The organism is Methylobacterium sp. 092160098-2 (assembly GCF_028920805.1).
Classification (GTDB): domain Bacteria; phylum Pseudomonadota; class Alphaproteobacteria; order Rhizobiales; family Beijerinckiaceae; genus Methylobacterium; species Methylobacterium fujisawaense.
Window position 1 is genome coordinate 608,738 of sequence record NZ_JAQPZJ010000002.1, and the last position, 15,741, is coordinate 624,478.

16 protein-coding genes, 3 tRNA genes and 2 pseudogenes are annotated in these 15,741 nt (G+C 67.5%); 6 read left to right on the forward strand and 15 right to left on the reverse strand.

Annotated elements, in window-relative coordinates:
• Positions 1-112: 112 nt before the first annotated feature.
• Both PQI07_RS28285 and PQI07_RS28290 read right to left on the reverse strand, forming a co-directional pair.
• Entirely contained in the window at positions 113-556 is a 444-nt protein-coding gene (locus PQI07_RS28285) for a hypothetical protein (RefSeq protein WP_274928272.1), read from the reverse strand.
• A 448-nt stretch (positions 557-1,004) separates the two neighbouring features.
• Positions 1,005-1,694 (reverse strand): hypothetical protein, encoded by a 690-nt coding sequence (locus tag PQI07_RS28290; protein ID WP_274928273.1) that lies wholly within the window; start codon positions 1,692-1,694, stop codon positions 1,005-1,007.
• Between the two features lie 190 nt (positions 1,695-1,884).
• On the opposite strand from PQI07_RS28290, the gene PQI07_RS28295 reads away from it, so the two are divergent.
• Together PQI07_RS28295 and PQI07_RS28300 are read left to right on the forward strand one after the other, a co-directional pair.
• The gene (locus PQI07_RS28295) at positions 1,885-2,991 is read left to right on the forward strand and encodes an HD-GYP domain-containing protein (protein WP_274928274.1); all 1,107 of its coding nucleotides are present in this window, start codon (positions 1,885-1,887) and stop codon (positions 2,989-2,991) included.
• 189 nt (positions 2,992-3,180) lie between these two features.
• Positions 3,181-3,813 carry a transglutaminase-like cysteine peptidase gene (locus PQI07_RS28300; RefSeq protein ID WP_274928275.1) on the forward strand — a complete coding sequence of 211 codons (633 nt, stop codon included), beginning with the start codon at positions 3,181-3,183 and terminating at the stop codon, positions 3,811-3,813.
• On the opposite strand, the gene PQI07_RS28305 is transcribed toward PQI07_RS28300, so the two are convergent.
• The 8 genes from PQI07_RS28305 to PQI07_RS28340 form a co-directional block, all read right to left on the reverse strand.
• On the reverse strand, positions 3,800-5,200 hold the full coding sequence (locus PQI07_RS28305) for a hypothetical protein (RefSeq protein ID WP_274928276.1): 1,401 nt from the start codon (positions 5,198-5,200) through the stop codon (positions 3,800-3,802). The genes PQI07_RS28300 and PQI07_RS28305 overlap by 14 nt on opposite strands.
• Before the next feature lie 250 nt (positions 5,201-5,450).
• Positions 5,451-5,897, reverse strand: a complete 447-nt coding sequence (locus tag PQI07_RS28310) for a helix-turn-helix domain-containing protein (RefSeq protein WP_274928277.1) — start codon at positions 5,895-5,897, stop codon at positions 5,451-5,453.
• Positions 5,898-6,240: 343 nt separating this feature from the next.
• On the reverse strand, positions 6,241-6,624 hold the full coding sequence (locus PQI07_RS28315; RefSeq protein ID WP_274928278.1) for a hypothetical protein: 384 nt from the start codon (positions 6,622-6,624) through the stop codon (positions 6,241-6,243).
• A gap of 119 nt (positions 6,625-6,743) precedes the next feature.
• Positions 6,744-7,127, reverse strand: a complete 384-nt coding sequence (locus PQI07_RS28320; RefSeq protein ID WP_274928279.1) for a hypothetical protein — start codon at positions 7,125-7,127, stop codon at positions 6,744-6,746.
• Positions 7,128-7,137: 10 nt separating this feature from the next.
• The gene (locus PQI07_RS28325) at positions 7,138-7,449 is read right to left on the reverse strand and encodes a hypothetical protein (RefSeq protein ID WP_274928280.1); all 312 of its coding nucleotides are present in this window, start codon (positions 7,447-7,449) and stop codon (positions 7,138-7,140) included.
• 124 nt (positions 7,450-7,573) lie between these two features.
• Positions 7,574-7,648: transfer RNA gene (locus PQI07_RS28330), tRNA-Cys, on the reverse strand.
• 107 nt (positions 7,649-7,755) lie between these two features.
• Positions 7,756-7,831 (reverse strand) — tRNA-Pro (locus PQI07_RS28335).
• Between the two features lie 825 nt (positions 7,832-8,656).
• Complete coding sequence (locus PQI07_RS28340) at positions 8,657-8,893, reverse strand: hypothetical protein (RefSeq protein ID WP_274928281.1); 237 nt, start codon at positions 8,891-8,893, stop codon at positions 8,657-8,659.
• Positions 8,894-9,185: 292 nt separating this feature from the next.
• On the opposite strand from PQI07_RS28340, the gene PQI07_RS28345 reads away from it, so the two are divergent.
• A tRNA-Arg gene (locus PQI07_RS28345) sits at positions 9,186-9,262 on the forward strand.
• A gap of 121 nt (positions 9,263-9,383) precedes the next feature.
• Here the strand turns inward: PQI07_RS28345 and PQI07_RS28350 are convergent.
• From PQI07_RS28350 to PQI07_RS28360, 3 genes are all read right to left on the reverse strand, one after another.
• Positions 9,384-9,728 carry a hypothetical protein gene (locus PQI07_RS28350; protein WP_274928282.1) on the reverse strand — a complete coding sequence of 115 codons (345 nt, stop codon included), beginning with the start codon at positions 9,726-9,728 and terminating at the stop codon, positions 9,384-9,386.
• Between the two features lie 93 nt (positions 9,729-9,821).
• The gene (locus PQI07_RS28355; RefSeq protein ID WP_274928283.1) at positions 9,822-10,490 is read right to left on the reverse strand and encodes a hypothetical protein; all 669 of its coding nucleotides are present in this window, start codon (positions 10,488-10,490) and stop codon (positions 9,822-9,824) included.
• Positions 10,491-10,520: 30 nt separating this feature from the next.
• On the reverse strand, positions 10,521-10,979 hold the full coding sequence (locus tag PQI07_RS28360) for a hypothetical protein (protein WP_274928284.1): 459 nt from the start codon (positions 10,977-10,979) through the stop codon (positions 10,521-10,523).
• A gap of 175 nt (positions 10,980-11,154) precedes the next feature.
• Here PQI07_RS28360 and PQI07_RS28365 point away from each other — a divergent pair, with 175 nt between their 5' ends.
• Together PQI07_RS28365 and PQI07_RS28370 are read left to right on the forward strand one after the other, a co-directional pair.
• Positions 11,155-12,381, forward strand: coding sequence for a hypothetical protein (locus tag PQI07_RS28365; protein WP_274928285.1), 1,227 nt, complete (start codon positions 11,155-11,157; stop codon positions 12,379-12,381).
• A pseudogene (locus tag PQI07_RS28370) lies at positions 12,356-12,637 on the forward strand (transposase); the annotation flags it as partial. The gene PQI07_RS28365 and the pseudogene PQI07_RS28370, both read left to right, overlap by 26 nt.
• A 260-nt stretch (positions 12,638-12,897) precedes the next feature.
• Here the strand turns inward: PQI07_RS28370 and PQI07_RS28375 are convergent.
• Positions 12,898-13,941, reverse strand: coding sequence for an IS110 family RNA-guided transposase (locus tag PQI07_RS28375; RefSeq protein WP_274926645.1), 1,044 nt, complete (start codon positions 13,939-13,941; stop codon positions 12,898-12,900).
• Positions 13,942-13,995: 54 nt separating this feature from the next.
• Between PQI07_RS28375 and PQI07_RS28380 the strand changes: the two are divergent.
• A pseudogene (locus PQI07_RS28380) lies at positions 13,996-14,910 on the forward strand (IS3 family transposase); the annotation flags it as partial.
• Between the two features lie 485 nt (positions 14,911-15,395).
• Here PQI07_RS28380 and PQI07_RS28385 read toward each other — a convergent pair.
• Positions 15,396-15,629, reverse strand: coding sequence for a hypothetical protein (locus tag PQI07_RS28385; RefSeq protein WP_274928286.1), 234 nt, complete (start codon positions 15,627-15,629; stop codon positions 15,396-15,398).
• Positions 15,630-15,741 lie beyond the last annotated feature (112 nt).

Here is a 15,741-nt window from a genome sequence, read left to right on the forward strand (position 1 = left end):
CTTTCGCAAACGCGTCCGCCGGAGCGGTCCCGCGGGTCCCTCCCGGGGGCCGTCGGACTCGCCCGACCCGGCCGGGTGGGCGGGGCACCAATGTGGGATGGAGGCGTCCGGCTCAAGTTCGGCCGCCGGCTCTCGCGGGCTCGGGCCGAGCTTGGAGCCCCAGATCGACGAACTGGACGACGAAGGGGCGGAGCCGGCGGGCGTCGGAGGCCGTCAGACCCGCGGCGACCATCGCGGCCGAGATGCGGGTCGACGTTCCGTCCACGTCGATGGTCGGAGGTATGTGCAGCGCGTCCACCGCGAGCAGGTCGAGGTACACCATGGTCCAGCCCATCGCCGCGCAGCTCGTCGCGGCCGCCGCCTTCTTCGATCGCGCCGTATCGCGCATGCACCCGTCGAAGGCGTCCCGCAGCCCGGCGAGCCCCTCGTGCAGGTAGAGCGCGGTGGCCTTTCGGGCCGCGTCGCCCGCAACCCGGTCGAAATCGACCGTCTGGGCCGCGGCCGGGGCCGCGAACGACAGCGAGATCGTTGCGAGGATGATACCGAGACGACGCATGGACGGATCTCCGTCGGGCAGCCCGACAGGCGGCGACCGTGCGAGGGGGCATCCGCAGGTGCAAGCTCCGGCGGCGTTCCGAAGAGATCGGGTCCACACCTCCCGCGCGGAAGAGTTAAGGCACCGTTTGTCCGCCTGGTTCCCGTCCGCTCTGGCACGACGAAGGAATGATGCCGGATTGACACACCGCGGTCGTGATCAGGCCGATCGAAGGAACGGCGGTTGCACCGTGCAACAAATCGGGCGATGTCTTGTGAGCGGGTCGCGACGGCGTCGAGCCCCGCACGCCCTCTCTCAGGGCATCCTCCCTAGACTTCGGGCCGCCGCGAGGCGGCCTTTTCTTTTCGTGCGCCATGCAGTGCCATCGGCGAAGAGGTCGATGTCGATCCGCCGGCCTCCTTTCATGATCCGCCCGGGCAGGCGTCGGCGGCTCCGGGCGCCTCCGATCCTATTCGGCGTGCGCTTCGACCCGCATGGGCTTGGCAGGCATCCCGGCCGCGACCTGGGCCTCCGAATAGCCGAAGGGAGTCGCCTCCCCCGCCGTCGGCGCCGCGTCGGCGCGATGCCGTACGAAGGCCGCGTACTGGTAGAAGCCGGCCGGCACCACGGCCGCGTTGAGGAATTCGACCTTGGACTTGGGAGACGCGTAGTCGCCCTGGTCCGCAGCGGCCGCGGCGTCCCCCATCTGGTCGGCGCCGGGATACCAGACGGCGGCGGGGGTGGTCTTTCCGCGGCCGAGGCGGACGCCGTCCTTCTCCTCGCAGAGGTTCGGAATCGTCACCACGAGACTGCCCATCCGGGCGTGCGCGGTGGTCAGCCAGGGGTTCGGAGAGTCGGCGTCGACGGCGGTGGACCGCAGGCGACCGTGGTCCTTGTAGCGGAGGAGCGTCTTCTGGCACGGAACGACGACGTCGACGGAGAGGGGTTCGCCCGTCTCCTTCACGATGTACGACGCTTCGAAGCGGTAGAAGGTCCCGCCGTAGATCAGCACGGCCTCGTCCGCTGGCGCTGGGGCGCCACCGGTCCGCGGGACGCCTCCCGAGAGGGAGACGAGGCCGGCCACGACCGCGAGGCCGAGAAGGGAGAGGCCGAGCCGTGCGGGCGCACGCGGCCGGGAGAGTTCGTCGAAGGCTGACATGCGGCCAAGATCGTCCGAACCGTTCATTCCTTCAAGTCCTTTTAACGATTCCTTCGGTCGACCGCGCACCGGTTCCGTTCGGATGATACGAAGGACCGGCGCAGGCTTGCGGTGCGGCCGTTAATCCGTTCTCAAGCATCACGGTACGAAAACATACGCGCGACACCCCTCGAGGGATTGGAGGGATCGAATGCCGGCAGAGGTGATCGTCGTCACGGACCGTGACGACGCGAGCGATGGGTTCAGGGAGGCGGTGGGACGTCACTTCGGGTGCGTGGTCCTGCGGCCCGGCGACGAGTTCACCGACGAGGGCGGGACCTTCGCCCTGGTCGTGGACATGTCGCTCGACGTCTCCGGATCCGTCGCCTACCTGCGCACGCTGCGTGCCCATTGTCCCCCCGGCACCCAGATCCTCATCGTGATGCGCACGGACGACCGGCGCGGACGCGTGCAGGCCCAGGCGGTCGGAGGCACGATGTTCCTCCACCCCGGCATCGAGCCGCCCGCCGTGGCCGGCCGGCTGCTCCAGCTCGCCGTGGCCCGGCCCGACGGCGTCGACGAACGCATGCGGGCCGCGGTCCTGGGTGCGCAGGGCGCCTGCGCCGCGCTCGCCAACATCTTCGAAGCGGCCAATGCCGGCACCAGGATCGACCAGCGGGTGGTCGAGGCCGGAACGCGGACGGTGCTCGCGGCCATCGAGCAGGGAGGCATCGCCAACTGGCTCGATGCCGTGCGGGCCTACGACGACCGCATCTACCAGCACTCCCTGATGGTGGCCGGCCTCGCGGCGGCGTTCGCCTCGACATTGGGATTTCCGGCGGCGGACCGCCTGCGCCTGACCAGGGCCGCCCTGGTCCACGACGTCGGCAAGGCGAAGATACCGATCTCGATCCTCCGCAAGGCCGGAAGGCTCGAGCCCTACGAGGTCTCGATCGTCCGGACGCATGCGAGCCTGGGCCACCAGATGCTGAAGGACGCAGGAGTCTCGGATCCGGCGATGCTGGACGTGGCCAGGAGCCATCACGAGCGGCTGGACGGGTCCGGCTATCCGGAAGGCCTGAGGGGCGACGAGATCGGCGATTTCGTGCGGCTGGTCTCGGTCTGCGACGTCTACGCGGCGCTGGTGGCGCCCCGTCCGCCCCGCCCGTCCTACGACATCCCGGCGGCTCTGGCCGAGCTGGAACGGGAGGCGGCGGCCGGGCACCTGGAGGGGGCGATCGTCGCCATGTTCGCCCGTACGTTCGCCCCCGAGCCGCCGCGACCCGGCCCGGCGTCCTTCGGGATGGGCCCGCACTAGCCGCGCCCTCGCCCGGTGGCCGGTCCGCCCGCTCGAAGGATGCGGTCGGACCTCGTCGGGCCGCGATGGAGGAACGGCACGCGCACGGGTCGCATGCGCCTGCGGCTTCCCGCCCGCGGTGGCCCGCATTGCCAAGCATGCGGATCCGGACTCAAGTCGGGCAATCCTCGCCGGACGGATCCCAAGTCCATGAAGCCTATCATCCTCGCGATCGTCGCCCTGACGTCCGCAGCGTGCCCGTCGCACGCGCTGGACCGCAGGCCGGAGTTCGGTACCGCCCTGGCCGTCGGCGCCGCGGTCCGGCCGATCTCGGCATGGACCGAGTTCTGCTCGAAGCCCGAGTATGCCCGCGAGTGCCGCGTCGACCTGCGGGAGCCTCGCGCCATCGTCCTTGCGCCCGGCGTCTGGTCGCGGATCGAACGGATCAACCGGAGCGTCAACGCCGCCATCGCACCGCTGGACGATCTCGGTCACTGGGGGCGCGAGGACGTCTGGGATATGGCCGAGGACGGAAGGGGCGACTGCGAGGACCTGCAGCTGCGCAAGAGGCATATGCTGGCCTTGGCGGGACTGCCCCGACGCGCGATGCGGATGGCGGCCGTCGCCCTGCCGGACGGCACCGGCCACGCGGTCCTGACGATCTCGACGGATCGGGGCGACATCGTCCTGGACAACCGCAGGGACGCGGTGCTGCCATGGGCCGCGACGGGCTACACGTACCTCAAGAGGGAGAGCCAGGACGGCGTCGGGTGGGTCGAGCTCGACGGATCGGCTCCATCCACCGGTCCGGCGCCGGCCTGGGTTTCGGCTATCGCACGCTAGGGTTCGTCCGGAACGGCGCCGCCTCGCGCGCCGCGGGCGAGATCGCGAAGCGTTTCCCGGTCCGGGCGGCGAATTCCTCGAGCTGGTTCACGGCCCAGGGGGCGAGACCGCTCACCATCACCTCGATATTCACGGCGGCTGCCTCGATGATCTGCCCGAGCAGTTCCAGGTCCCCGCCGTCCCGAACCGAGACCCAGACGAAATCGGCATCGTCGTAGGGATCGGTGCCGCCGAGCTCGTCGGCAGGGTCCGGGCCCTCGATCTTCCTGGTCCCCGAGAAGCGATCCTGGCGCCCCGCCTTCTCGAAGGCGACGGCCGCCTCCTCCTCCGTCACGATGCTGATGTCGGGAAGGCCGGGAGTGGTCGTCCTGGCGATGCCGTGCAGGGGGTGCCAGTCCGCATCCGGCCGACGCCCGGCCGGCCCGGCGGTCATGGAGATGCCGAACCATTCCGACATCGCCGAGACGACGTCGGTCTCGGCTTCGCTATGAAAGCCCTCGATCTCGACGTCGTCGCACCCGTGACGCCACAGCGCCATCGTTGCACAGCCCACCACGCTTCTCGTTTCTGGTCCCTGGCGACCCGCATCGAAGAACCCTGCGGCGTCGCTCGGGCGCATCGTACTCTCGAGATCCGCCAGGCCCGGGACCCTACGACGCTCGGGGGAAGGGAGCGGCCGGACGGGGCCATCGAACGGATCGTCGCCCAGCGGACCTCGATGCATCATCGCGTAGACGAACGATCTGGTCCGGTTCGAATAAGCCCAGCAGGCCGAGTCCCGCCACTTCGGGTAGGCCGCGCCCCCGTTCGCCGCGACGTCCGCGACCTGCAGGCAGTCGATCAGGAATCTCGCCAGCGCGGGGTCGAGGGTTTCGGAGGCCGAGATGCATGCCGCCAGACGCAGGTGGAGGCTCTTGGGGCGGCAGTATCGCTCGACGAAATCCATCATCCCGTACCCCAGGCCGAGGCGCCAGTTCATCAGGATGCCGATATGCCCGGCTCTCGCGCCCTTGCCGTCGGGAAGCTTGCGGGTGGCCGCTGTCACGAGTTCGAAGGTGAACCTCGAATCATCATCCAGGACCTCCTTCGCGAACCCCGGGAGGTCTGCAGTTCCTTCGCAGAACGCGATCCCGGAGGCCAGATCGGCAGCCGAGAGCTCCGATCCGAGTTTTTCGAGCCTCGCCGAGGCGGCGACGGGATCGAAGGCCCGGATGGGTTCCTCGCCGCGCGAACGGGTGCGGTCCCATTGGAGGAATGCGGCATGGCTGCCGAACCCAAGGCCGCGCGCGAAGGCTTCGGAGAGATGGGAGGACTTCAGATGCGGATGGGCGGATTTGACCGCCGCACGTATGCGGAAGAGTTCCGCCGGTACTGCGATGACGAGCATGGCGATGTCCTGCGGTCCGTACCTCGCCGATTACAGCGGACCTTCAGGTCGGATGCTGTCGTTTCGTTCGGATGGCAGGCCCCGATTCAACCCGGCGAGAGGTTCGGGTGGAGCGCCCGCCACCACTCTGTCATCGAGGTGCGGCGCCCGCAACCGGGAACGGCGGCGAAGCTTAACGAGCAGCTTCCGATCCCCTTCGTCACCCAGGGCATGGATCGGCGAGGGTTCCATGGCTTCGGGTCGGACATTCCTAGATACCCCGGGCTTCGCCGGGCTGGGGTTCCCGCCGGCCTTCCGACCATGCTTTCGCCCTGTCGGTCGGAACGAGCTTCAGTCCTCCGAAGCGCTGCTCGACCGCGTCGACGAGGCCGTAGGCCAGCAACTTCACGGTCGGGGGAAACGACAGGTCGCTGACGGTCGGCTTACGGACCACCTCGGAGAGCAGTTCGACCTGGGACGGCGTCAGGGTCGGGTGCTTGGCCGGCAGGAGGTCGGCGATCGCCCTGATCCCGGCCTCATCGAGATACAGCCGCCCGCGATCACGCCGGAGCCAGCCAGCCTCCAGCATGGCGTCGACCTGCCGGCGCCTCGCAGGCGTCAGGGTCGCCGGATCGACCCCGCGCTTCGGGTCGGCCCAGATGCCGAGGGCCCAGCCGCGGGTCTCGATCCCGACCTCGATCTTCTTCCGCTCCGCCAACGCAGCCTCCTCGGGTATGCCTGCTCGAAATCGGTTCGACCGTACCCTCAGCCGGCGGTCGGCATCGGGGCACCTGCGGCCAGCCGGATCCGGCGGCGCAGTTCCTCGCATCCGGCGTCGAGCGTCTCCCGCGCCGGCAGCGCCGAGAACGCCATCCAGAATGCAGCCCGATCATCACGCGAGGCTCCGACGCCGGCGAGGCGCTCGAGGTCCCCGATCGAACGGGTAAGACGGAGCTCGTGCTCGATCGGATGTTCCGGGGGCCGGACGATCTTCGAGAGACGAGCCTCCTGTCTCCTCAGCTCCCGGAGACGGATTCGATCCCGCAGGCGCATTCGAGATCTCATGCCACCACTCCCTCTTCGTTGTCGCCGAGCCTCGACGCCACGACGAGCGCGCGCCGCTTGCCGGGGCCCCTCCCACCGCGTTTCCTTCGGCCTGCAGTCGTCGCGCCTTCCGCGAGCGTCACGAACGCGGGTTTCCAGTCGGGTCCGATCCGAACGGCATGGTGTTTCGCCATCGACGCGACGAACCGATTCCAAGCCTCCACGGGAGGAAGGTCGTGTATGCAATCGAGGCACTGGGGAGACCCCGCCACCTGCTCGGCAGCCGAGCGATGGATGTCGACGCCGCGCGCGCCGAACCGCCCGATGCACATGCAGACGCCGTCGTTCACCCAAAGCGTGTGGCCGTCGGTGAGTAGCTCGAGGGTCTCGCCGCGTTGCATGTCGTGCGCCTCCCGCTGCCCGACCGCTCCGCCGGCTCCTTGCGGCAGCTCGGGTGCATGGCCTGAAGGCCCAGTCTGAATGTGGTCGGATCCTGCGGAAAGCGGGCTGGGCGAACTCGTCATGCCACCGGCGCCGGGATCGGTACGAGACCGGCACTCAGGTCGCGGATCGCGTCGCCTTCCTCGCGAAGGATCCGGAGCCGGATCTTGTCGAAAGGGGTCAGCGTGGCCTCGGATCTCGCAAGGCTGAGGAGGCTCCTGACGCCACCGGCCCGCGTCCGGGAAAGGCCCATGCCCGCCTCGCAGGCGCGGTCGCGTCCGCCGACGCGGGGCAGCACGATCCATCCGGCGCCGAGCCTCCACTTCGAGAGCCTGCCGATCTCCACCTGTTCGCCCGACGCGTCTGCGCGGCGCCAGAAGACGCCGAGCGAAGCCGGTCCCTTGGATGCGCTCGGCGACCACACGAAGGTCAGTCCGTCGATCTCGCATGAATTCCTGGGCATCCTCGCACCTTCATCCGAAAGAGAAGTCGGCGGTGCCGACCTTGACCGCGTAGGGCTTCATCGACGGATGCTTCCGCAGGCAATCGGCACCGATCGGCAGGAAATTCATGTCGCCGCCGTCCGAAACGTAGATGCCTTCGTCGTCCGGATGCAGAGCCACGCCACCTCCGTCGATGACGTGGCACATGAATTTCGGGCTCGGCATCGCGAGGCTACAGACGATGCACATGTACCGATCGCCGTGACGTCGGCTGCGGGCATCGACGAGAGACTTCGGGACTTCGACGTTGGGGATTACGATCGTTCTGGGCTCGGCGGCCATAGGCTGGTCGATCCTTCGCTACGAAGGAGACCATACCCCGCAAATCCGTAATCCAGGCTAAGGCAAAACCTAAAAACGTTCGCATCGTAGGAACGGGATAGGGTCGTTCAAAGCGTGTGAAGGCTGGAAGCGGCGATCGGACTCGAACCGACGTACACTGGTTTTGCAGACCAGGGCATGACCACTCTGCCACGCCGCTCCGGATTTCCGCCTCTCCGTCGAGCGGACAGGCGGGATTCTCCTCGTTCCTTCGTCACCCCGGCGTCGTTCCTCGTTTTGCGAGGCCGCGACGCCGGGGCGGGCAACTGGTCGGAATGCCGGGCTCCGCCCCCGGTCCCCCTGCTCCCGAAGCAGGCGCTCTTCTGACACGAGCTTCACTCCGCAACCCGGCAGGTGCGCCGGGCCGAATTCGACGGGCGCACCTGCCGGGGATTCGTCAATTCCCGAGCCCGAACAAGCAGAAGCCCCGATGCCGATGGCGGCCGGGGCTCCAAGGAATTCGACGCTTTCCAGCACGTCAAATTTCGGGAGCGGCTCCAAGCCGGCAGGCGAAGTAGATCGGGGCGCTGCAGGGGTTCATGGCTCGCTCCTGATCGACTTGCCGCGACGTCCTTCGATCTAGTGAAAGCAAATCGGGAGGTCAAGCGGAAAAACAAGGAATTCTATTTTCATATCAGCTACTTAGGCGGCATCTGCAGGCATGGCTCCGCCGGCCCGGCGCACGGTGCGCAGACAAAGAAAAACCCCCGGAAGCTGGGCTGCCGGGGGTCCATCGATCCTGATGACGCGCGTCAGCACATCACGGTCGGGATCTCCCCGGTCGCGTGGGTCGGCAGCACGGCAGGACGTTGCGCATGTACATGGCGTAGGTATCCCATCCCTTCGATCGGTCGTCAACGAGGACGGTCCCGCGGGTCCTTCCATGTCGGCCCCGCCCATCGTCGGACGTCAGCTGCAGACGCGCAGGCTCGGGCGCCCGCGGACCTCAATCGCACCCGGAAGCGGTTCCTGGTCCTGCGACGGGGTCGCGAAATGCTTCACAGCCGCGATCGCGGCACCGGCCAGGATCGGGGCAGCCACCATACACAGAAACGAGAGAGGGGAGATCATCGGGCGTACCTTGTATCGATTCCAATGTAAGGTCACCCCTCCGACGCTTCATGTCAATGATTTCGTTCCTTCGCTTCGTATGCCTTCCCGAGGTGGTTCACGACGTCTTGCCGGGCCAGCGCATGCAGATCAGCGAGGGCTTCAACGCCAGGCAGGTCTCGTCGTGCAATTCCTGAATCGCCTCGTTCCGATCCTGCGCTTCCTGTCGGTGCGATCCCAAGGATTCGAGATACCGTACGACGTCTTCCCGCTGGGCCCGATCGAGCGACCGGTCGCTCGCGGAGTCGATCATCGCGGGGAGCGTCATGGCCTGGAACACCGCTTCGTCCGGCATGTGTGCACCGCCCCCGGAAGCGATGACCGAAGCCAGGGCCAGGGATAGCAAACGCCTGCGCACGGGGAGATCGGCCGGCAGGCCTCTCTCGGCGACGAACGGACGGTGATCCTCGATCCGGATCTCGGCGGCAGACGGCATCGGCAATTCTCCCCGGCACCCGGACGGCGCCGTTCCTTCGTGGATGGCATGCCGTCCTGCCGTCGTCCACCGGACCGCGGTAGGCCTGCGTTAGCCATGACCGAAGGACTGCCGTTGGCATAGCCGTCCTCTCGGGCTAGCAATGGGCCACGCCTCCATGGCTCAGCTGGATAGAGCGGCCGCGTCCTAAGCGGTAGGTCCCAGGTTCGACTCCTGGTGGGGGCACCAGACGCAGGCTCTGGAAGCGCCAGAGCGACGACGACCGGTCCGACGCGAACGAGCTCGTCCGTCCGAACCCGCAGACCCGTCCGAAGCCCGAACGCTCCGGTCGTGCCCGCATGCGAATGCGTCAGGGACGGAACGACGGCGCGGGCTCCTCGATCGGTTCGTCGAGTCCGAGGATCGGGTCGTCCGTCCTGTGGCTCCGGAAATTCTGGAGATCGGGTTTGCTCTTGTAGTAGTCCATGCAGGCCGCGAAGCCCTGCGGTATCAGATCCATGTAATCCCGACGGTGGTCGCCGTTGAGGAGGAAGAACCGCTGCATCTGGCCGAAGACGAGAGCCGTCGTATCGGATCCGTAGATATCGACGTCGTGGTTGTTGTAGCTGACGTAGAAGCCGTCGCCTTGGATATTCGTGTTCGGCACGGAGAGCTCGAAGCTGCCCCGTTTGGTGTGGATCACTTCGCTTCGCATGTCTCGCCCCGGGGTCGCGGTTCGTATTCGTCGGGAAGGATAGGTGGATCCGTCGCAAGCCGCCACGCGGCTCCCTCGATCCGGCCTGCGCGGTCAGGCAGTAGGCCCCGCTAGGACATCGCGGCTGGCCGCAACGGCCTCGACCGAACAGAGCACGCCGGCCGCGGGACGCCATTCGGGGCCGCTGCCGTCGGGCGACACGCAGGCCGAGGCCGCGAGGTGCACGGTCGCGCCGGCACCCTCCATCAGCGTGCCGACCATCGTGACGCATCCATGGGCCGCGCACGACCATGCGCCCGACAGAAGCACCCTCGGCCGGGCGGCCGCCTGCGCGGGACCGAGGAGCCAATCGGCCGCCTCGGCGAGATTGTCGCCGAACAGCACCGCTCCGCGTTCGTGGATCTCGTCGATGGCCTCTTCGAACCAGTCCGACGTGTTGGATGTCCCGAAGCCGTAGCTGCTGGAGAACCTGTGCAGCACGGCGACGTCCCACCCCGCCGCGAGAAGGCGCTCGACGTCGTCACCCATCTCGGTCTGGCGATCGGAGGAGTAGCTCAGGATCTCCGCCGCGCTCGGGTGCCCGTGCACGTCCGATTCCGTCTGGACGACATCACCCGGGTGCACGAGCACGTAGAGCGGGCGCGAGGGGTCGACGGAGGCGAACGGGACGATGGCCGCGAAGGAATTGCCCTCCCCCTGGCAGGAGTGGGCCAGCTCCAACACCTCGTTCCAGATGCGGTCTTCGGGATCGTATTGGGGCATCCCCGGGATCTCCTTCGCCTTCCCGAGCGCTCAGGCGGTCGGCGCCGGCGACGGCGTCTCGTCGGCCTGGTTGTCCTGCGCCCACTTCGGATCCTCCGCCCATTCGATGTTGGGACGAGCGAGCGGGGGCGGCAGGGGCCGGTCCTCGAACCGGGCGGATCCGTCTCCCAGGGACTCGAACGTGACACCCAGGGCGTCCAGGATGTCGGGCGTCCGCCAGACCGCCGAGATCTCCAGGGGATCCATCGTGCACATGCCGCCTGCCCCGTCGTTGTCGAAGACCAGTGTCACCTTGGGCATCATCACGACGGCGTAGTAGAAGCAGGCCCGGACGAGACGGTCCGGGCGCTCCGCCATGGCCGGATGCCCGGCGATGAAGAAGGGATCCAGATCGTCGCCGTTGTAGGCGCGTATCAGCAGGTGGCCGACGCGGTCCATCGGACCGGCCTCGTACTGCGGAACGTCGGCGGTTGCGTGCGGCGCGGCCATCATCCACTCCTTCGAGACCGCGAATCTATCCTGGCAGCATGCACGGAGGAAGGCGTCGACCGACCCTTCTCTGCGGCGGAAATGCAATACCTCCGGGCATTCGTCCGCGATCGGCCCGTATGCGTTGTGCGCAAGGCGGACCACATGTTTCATTCCTTCGATCGAGAGGGGAAACATGTCCGCCGCAGTTCCGATCGAAGGCTACGCCTCCGGCCTCTACACCGACCTCAAGGGCCGCCTCGTCTTCTATGCGGCCTTCGAGGATGCTGGCGGAGTGTGCGTGGCCGCCCTCGCGACGGAGGGCCCGATGCGCACCTCGGGCGATCTCGTCCAGCTGGAGGGGACGACACTCGCCGAGATCGGATCCGTCGGTCCCCTGGCCGCCAAGCTGATCGTCGATGCGGACCTTCGTCCGCCCGGACGCAGGGGGATCAGGATCTCGATGGAGGCCGCGGCCGCGCTCGGCTTCGTCGAGGCACTGCGGTCGGAGCGTGTGCTCCCGTATTCCATGCGGTGCACGCGTTGGGAGCAGTTCCGCGTCCGTGCGGGCCGCGGGGTCTTCGCCGCGTGGGCGATGGACGTTCCCGCAGTCATGCCGGATCTCGAGGCCGGCGATCCGGCCCTCCTCGCCGCCGATCGTATTCTGGCGCGCTGGCCGATCCTTGCGCGCAGGCTCGCCTCGCCCCGCGACGGCAGGCTCGCCGCCGCGCTGGAGAGGACCATCGACGACGATCCGGCGGAAGCGCTGGTCGATCTGTTCGCCGGACCGCTGCAGCCTCCCTTGTGGGTCCGGGAGAGGGCCGTCTCATTCGTCCGCTCGGTGGAGGGGCTCGTCGCCGACGTCGAGATGGCCGACATGGTGGGGCTGGCGGGCCACCTCCCGGTCGACCGGCACCCGGTCGGCGTTCCCGACCTGGTCGGGTTCGACGGAGCTGCGGCCCTATACGGCGAGATGGGCCGCCGACGCCTCCTGCCCCGCGATGCGGGCTGCCTGTTCGCGCCCTTCGCCGCCGACTGGACGAAGGCTCCCGCCCGTTTGCCGTTCACGTCCGGCGATGGGCCGGACGAGACGTTGGACCACGCCTGCGACCTGCTCCAGCGCCACGTCGCGGCCATGGCTCGGCGGTTCGGCGTGCCGGCATGGCTCGAGATGGCGATGCCCGAATTCCGGGATCTACCCGAGCGGACCGCCGACACTCTGGTGCAGGCTGTGCTCCTGGCCGCATGCGATGCGGGCGCCGCCGGTCTGGAGGCGATGGCGGAGGTCTTCCTCCGTGACTTGGATCTGCATCGCCTGCTCCGCGCCCTGTCTGGCCTGCCTCCTGAAAAGTGGTCCTCCCTGAGGTATGGCTTCAAGCCATGTGGAGGATATTTTCATGGGACGGAAGAAGCATACGGCTGAAGAGATCGTCGCCAAGCTGCGTCAGGTCGATGTCTTGGTGTCGCAAGGACGCAAGGTTGCTGAAGCAATCCGATCCATCGAGGTGACGGAAGTCACGTACTATCGCTGGCGTTCCGAGTACGGCGGTCTGAAGGGCGATCAGGTCAAGCGGCTGAAGTCCTTGGAGACTGAGAACCAGCGTCTTCGTCGAGCGATCTCCGACCTGACCCTGGAGAAGCTGATCCTGAAAGAGGCCGCCTCGGGAAACTTCTTCTCTATTCGGGGTTCATCGGTCAACGCCCTTTCGTGCGCATCCTGGTTCGACGCGTGATCGGCCCTGTGGAGCTCTTGCTTCTCTCCGAGGTCGGCGAGCGCCGCCTCATGATGGGGTTAGAGGGAGTGGGCGGATCCATCTAAGCCGCGCGCCCGGCAGAACCGACGCTCGAGTTTCCTCGGTCTCACCCGCTCCCATCGTCCCCACAGGGACCTCCTCCACGCCGGAGGAGCTCGGTGTTACGTGATGCTGATCCGTAAGCTTCAGGCCGCCGTCGCGGCTTCGGTCGACCAGCGGAAATCCTTCTCGTCGCGCCACATCCGATGCAGCACGATCGCCAGCTTGCGGGCGACGGCCACGAGGGCCTTCTGCATGCCTCTGCGCTTGGCCACAGCCAGCCCCCAGACCTTCAGCGAGGACCATCGAACCCGAGGGCCAGTCAGCAGCACGAGCGCGGCCTCATACAGTGCGGCGCGCATCATCGTGTCGCCGCACTTCGAGACTCGGCCGACCCGCTTCGTCTCGCCGGACTGGTAGAGCCGCGGCGTCAGACCATAATGCGCCCCGACGCATTGCGATCGTCCGAAGCGGGCTGGGTTGTCGACGCAGGTACGGTAGGTCAACGCCACGACCGGCCCGACGCCGGGCGCGGTCATCAAGCGCCGGCAGACCGGGTCGGTGCGGACCTGGTCCAGCAGCATTTTGTGCAGCTTGGCCAGTTGGGTCCGCAGCGCCGAGCGCGCCTCCAGCAGCGGCAGGACCACGGCCGCGACGAAGGGCAGATCGAGCACGAGGTCGCGTACGCGCTGCTCGAAACCGGCAGCCCCCACGACACCGACTTTGAGGCCGAAGTTGCGCAGTTGGCCGCGCAGGTCGCTCTCGATGTCGTAAGCCTTGCGCTGAAGCAGCTTGCGCGAGGTCAGGAGCAGGCGGCGTTGCTGGCTGGCCGGCGTTTTGACGTGGACCGGCTTGAACAGGCCGACCCGCATCATCTGGGCTATGCCCATCGCGTCGTTGCGGTCGGTCTTGTTGATGCGGGCCGAGAGGGCCGCATGCATGTGGCGGGTCTCGACGCAGATCGCCGGCAGTCCGGCTTCGACCAGGCCGGCGTAGAGCCACGGTGAGAGCGGTCCCGCCTCCAGGCCGACACGCGCGTAGCTGTGGCCGAGGTCGATCAGGTGCCGGCCGATCACCTCGGGATGGCTCTCGACGGTGGCCCGGTGCACGACCTTACCATGGGGATCGACGATGCAGATTGCGGTCTCCTTCACGGAGACATCGAGGCCGACGTGGTGCTGCTCGCTCATGGTGGGGCTCCGGGATTGGATCGAAGCGCCATCATGCCGCCGCTTCCGCCGCGCGAGGCACCCCGAATACCCCATCTGAGCCCGGCTCGCCGCCGGGCTTGTGTCGACTACGTCGTTGCCGAGCATGGCGTCTCGGAACGCTTCGCCTGCCGTGTTCTGGGCCAGCATCGTTCGACACAGCGCAAATGCGCCGTCTTGATCGAGGACGAAGCCGCCCTGACGGCTGCGATCATCGCGTTGGCCCTCCAGTACGGCCGTTACGGCTACCGTCGGATCACGGCCTTGCTCCGGCGCGACGGCTGGACGGTGAACGTGAAGCGGGTCGAACGGATCTGGCGACAGGAAGGCCTTAAGGTCCCCGCTCGCCAACCGAAGCGGGCACGCCTCTGGCTCAACGATGGCTCATGCCGACGACTGCGACCGGAGCGACCGGACCACGTCTGGTCCTACGACTTCGTCGAGCACCGCACGCATAATGGGCGCAAATACCGGATGCTGAACGTCATCGACGAGTTCACGCGCGAGTGTCTGGCAATCCGTGTATCTCGCAAGCTGAAGGCACTCGACGTGATCGATGTTCTCTCGGATCTGTTCAGCCTGCGCGGTGTGCCGGGTCATATCCGCTCGGACAATGGGCCGGAGTTCATCGCTAAAGCCGTTCAGGACTGGATCGCGGCGGTGGGATCGACGACCGCCTACATCGAGCCGGGCAGTCCGTGGGAGAACGGCTATTGCGAGAGCTTCAACGCGAAGCTGCGGGATGAGCTCCTCAACGGCGAGGTGTTCTACACCCTCAAGGAGGCCTGCGTCGTGATCGAGCAATGGCGTAGGCACTACAACAGCATCCGGCCGCACTCGTCGCTCGGCTACCACCCGCCTGCACCGGAGGTCGTCATCTGGCCAACGGAACCGAGCAGATCAGCGCCGCTCGCTCACCCCGCCATCGTCACACGGCCGACGATGCACTAACTTCGAACCTGGGCCACCGAATGGGGGCAGGCCACGACTCCTCTGGTCCTGGCTGATCCTCTCAATCAGTCCGGTCCAAAGCCAGCCGGTCAGGTCACGCCCTTACCGCCTGAGCGATCATTCCGCCTTCCCGGGTGCAGGGGCTGCTCAGGGTCGGGAGCGGCCCTTCACACGGTGAGGCTGACTTGGCTTTAGCCCATGTAAGGCCCGGCCTTCGTGACCCCCCGCCCAAGGCCCTCAGAGCCCGCGAGGTCGCTCAGGAGGTCGGCGGCTAGCAGGAGGCAGAATCCGCCGAGCGTGGCGACGCCCGCGACCGCAAGGACGAGGTCCGAGGTCCGGACGGCGTCTGCGGTGCGGCGTCCGGAACCCAGGTTCCGGATGTGGCGGGCTCGGACGGAACGGGTGAACACGGGAGTCCCCCTGAATCGGTTGCGGGAAGGATATGGGAAGCGCGGCCCGGCCGCTCCGGTAGGCCGGGCACGGTCTCAGATGCGGAACTCGACGCGTTCCCCCGACAGGAGCACCGCGTCGGGCCGGTGGTCGGTCTCGTCCTCGGCGTAGTCGACGGCGGCCTTCCGGCTGCGGAAGATGCCACCGGCCCGCCCGTGGGTCTCGATGGCGACCCAGTGGCCTTCCGGGTCCTGTCCGACGATGAACCGCGCCGCTTCCGGGGCGGGAGCCACGGCGTGGATGGCGGCGACGTGGATGATGGGAAACATCGTGTGTCTGGGGTTCGCGCGGCCCTCGTTGTACCGCGACCGTAAGCTGGGCTCGATCGCGTTAGGGTTCGAGCGGGAAGCGGCGCCGATTCCGTAAGCGTGTCGTTAGGAT